At 48.3% G+C, this 3280-nt stretch carries 2 protein-coding genes; both read right to left on the bottom strand.

Features of this window, described 5'->3' with window-relative positions:
* Positions 1-400: 400 nt before the first annotated feature.
* Positions 401-1054, bottom strand: a complete 654-nt coding sequence (locus tag B2Z67_RS13885) for an HAD family hydrolase (RefSeq protein ID WP_291530435.1) — start codon at positions 1052-1054, stop codon at positions 401-403.
* A gap of 403 nt (positions 1055-1457) precedes the next feature.
* Positions 1458-3137: a glycoside hydrolase 43 family protein gene (locus tag B2Z67_RS13880; protein ID WP_291530434.1), complete on the bottom strand. Its 1680-nt coding sequence runs from the start codon at positions 3135-3137 to the stop codon at positions 1458-1460.
* Between the last annotated feature and the right edge of the window lie 143 nt (positions 3138-3280).

Raw genomic sequence — 3280 nt, 5'->3', positions numbered from 1 at the left:
AAACATCCTCAAAAATAACTCTCAAAACAACGCTGAGCAAAATCTAACCTGCATTATTCATACTGTAGTTAAAGGAGTTATCACTTCGTTAGGAGTTAAGGAGTTAAAGCCAATACTCCGTGAATCNNCCAACTTGTTGGCTGATAACTACGTTAACTACTCTAACTCCTGAAGTATGAATGAAGTATGAATAATGAAGGCTAAACAGGCTATTAACCTGCATTATTCATACTTAGGAGTCGATAGGCAGGAGTAACTTGCTTCTCCTCCTCCCGGGAGGAGGAGAAGTAAGTTACTCCCACTAATCACCTGCATTAATCACTAATAAATTGTCATTTACCTTACAGTATGAATAATACAGGTTAAAACAGGCAAAAAAAATATTCTTTGCTTTCAGTTTTTACGCGGTAGCTATTGCAGCCACTTCTTCGGCTTTGTCGACAATGTAATCGGGGTGGAATGTTTCCAGTTCTGTGCGCGGGCGGAATCCCCAGGTCACTCCGCAGGAGGTTACTTCTGCATTGATGGCGGTCTGCATGTCCACGCCTGAGTCTCCTACGTAGAGAACATCTTCTTTGGAAACCCGGGCAATTTCCAGAATCTCGTGCACAATAGCAGGGGCGGGCTTCACGTTGATGCCTTCGCGCTGTCCGAAGACGGCGGTGAAGCGGATATTGGGGAAATAGTGGGCTATCAGTTTTGCGGTGGCAGCCTGGTATTTGTTGGATGCAACGGCGAGCCGGAGGCCTTTGGCTTGCAGTTCGTCCAGAAGCGCTGTAATGCCGGGGTAGGGGCGGCTTCTGTCTGCATTGTGCCGATTATAATAAGGTATAAACTCTTTGCGCACGCGCAGAACGTTCTCTTCCGTCTTGCTGCCTTCGGGCAAGGCGCGTTCAAGCAGTTTGTTGATGCCGTTTCCAACCATGAGGTTATACTCTTTTTCTTCGTGGGTGGGGTATCCTGACGCGGCTAATGCGTGGTTGGCGCTTTGTGCCAGGTCGGCAATGGTGTTCAGCAGGGTGCCGTCTAAATCGAATATAATTAATTTCTTCATAATTCTTTGGGGGTGATTGAGAATACAAAGATAGCGCATTTTATTCGAATGGTACTGATTCGGTTTTGATTCGGTGCTGAACCGGGTCTGTTTCACTACTGAACCATAGCAAACTCGGTACAAACTCGGTTCAAACTCGGTACAAATTCGGTTAAGTATGCCTTTTTACGGGAATGAACCGAATTTGCTACGAGAAAATATCGAGTATGTAGAGGAGGGAATGAGGAGGAGAAACGGGATACTCTTGCTAATCACTTATCACTAAACACTAATCATTGCGAAGCCCCGCTTCGCCAAATTCCCATTTATATTCCTCCAGGACACTTAGAAACAAAAATTCCTCCTTACTGAAACCTTGCTTTCAATAAGGAGGAATGAGTTGTAACAACTGAAGAGCTGAATCTTATTTCTTAGTGATGCGGAACCAGTCTACATCCGCCCAACCGCCATCGTTAGTTGTGATAGCGGGACGTGTGCAGAACGTACCTACCTTTGCACCGATCCATTTGCCTTCTTTGGCCTGGAAAGGCTTGCCGAGCGACTGATACTTCTTTCCGTCGAGGCTGTAACTGAAATCGCACATTACCAGTAAGTCATGTCCGCCTTCACTCCTGGAGATTTTCTTTCCGTCGCTGCTGAACTTAACTTTCAGGTAGATGGTGTTATCCGTCAGGTCAACCGTGCCATTTACTTCTTCCGCAGTGCCTCTGTCCGCTATCGGGCAGGATACTTGTGAAAGAACGAGTCCTTTGTCCGTATTTTCCAGGATGAGTCCGGCATAGTCCATGCCCATAACTACCAGTCCGGTGCGTTCACCTTTATACCTGTCCGTCGGTTTAAAAGTCAGCTTCACGGTGGCGGTGAAGTTGGGAGCCGGAGTTTTCTGCAGCAACAGGTTGGCAACGTCGAAAAGATTCTTATACTCTTTTACAACAGGATAAGAGTACAGGCGCGCCATGCTTTGGTCGCCAGCATAATAGGCCCACTTCTCGTTGATGTTGGCATGCCATTGCCACTGCGGAGACAGGGTATAGCCATCGAATTCGTCGCTTTCCTGCGGAGTGCAGATGGGATACGTATTGCCTACATTCGGTTTCTTGTAAGTCATTACGGGTTCGCCGCAACCGTCACCGTCTTTGTCGATGCCGATAACAGGCCAGTCGTTCAGCCACGTCATGGGTTGCAGATGCACCAGGCGGCCATAAGCGCCTACATCCTGGAAATGAAGGAACCAGTCTTCGCCCGTCGGGGTATCTACCCATGCACCTTGGTGAGGGCCATTCACGGGGCTGTTGCCTTGTGCAAGCACAGTTTTCCATTCATAAGGTCCGTAAACGTTCTTGGAACGAAGCACTACCTGCCAGCCTGTGGGGACGCCACCTGCCGGATGGAATATGTAATAGTAATCGTTGCGCTTGAAGAACTTCGGCCCTTCGCAAGTCTGGTGTGCCTCATGACCATCGAATACGATACGCGACGGAGTGATGGCTTGGGTTGCTTCGGCATTCAGTTCGCAGATGGTGATAACGCTTTTCAGTTCGGCGCGGCTGCCTGCATAGGCATGTACCATATATACTTTGCCGTTGTCATCCCAAAGCGGGCATGTGTCGATGATGCCTTTACCGGGCTTCACCAGTACGGGTTCTGTCCACGGGCCTTTCGGATCTTTGGCTTTCACCATGAAAGCACCCTGGTCGGGGTCTCCCCAGAAGACGTAAAACTCGCCGTTGTGATGGCGGATGGCGGGCGCCCATACACGGTTGCCGTGTTCGGGGCGTTCGGGAGTCTCAATGGGTGGGAGTGCGTAAGGTACGGCAGCGCCGATGATAGTCCAGTTCACAAGGTCTTTGGAATGGAGTATCTGCAAACCGGGCAGGCAATTGAAACTGGAAGATGTCATGTAGTAGTCGTCTCCTACGCGGCAGGCATCGGGGTCGGAATAGTCTGCGTAGAGTACCGGGTTTTTGTACTTACCGTTTCCTTGGTCGGAGACCCATACTTCGGATACATAGTTTTTCTGTTGCGCCGCCAGTGGCAGGGCTATCAACAGGCATAGACTCGTCAGGATCTTTCTTACTTTCATGCTTTTTAAATTATTTAGTGGTTATTATCTTTCATCCGCAGATAACACAGGTTACGCGGATTTATTAAAAACTTAATCTGTATAACTAAAGTTTTGCATCTTGTCTGTATATAGCTGAACTATCTCTATTGATAATCAGTAGT

This window comes from Bacteroides sp. UBA939, from assembly GCF_002293435.1.
Taxonomy (GTDB): Bacteria; Bacteroidota; Bacteroidia; order Bacteroidales; family Bacteroidaceae; genus Bacteroides.
This window is presented reverse-complemented; position numbering and strand designations above follow the sequence as displayed.

What these genes read in the sequence shown, in the direction of transcription:
- B2Z67_RS13885 (WP_291530435.1), bottom strand. Translation starts at nt 1,054, where the DNA reads ATGAAGAAATTAATTATATTCGATTTAGACGGCACCCTGCTGAACACC.
- B2Z67_RS13880 (WP_291530434.1), bottom strand. Translation starts at nt 3,137, where the DNA reads ATGAAAGTAAGAAAGATCCTGACGAGTCTATGCCTGTTGATAGCCCTG.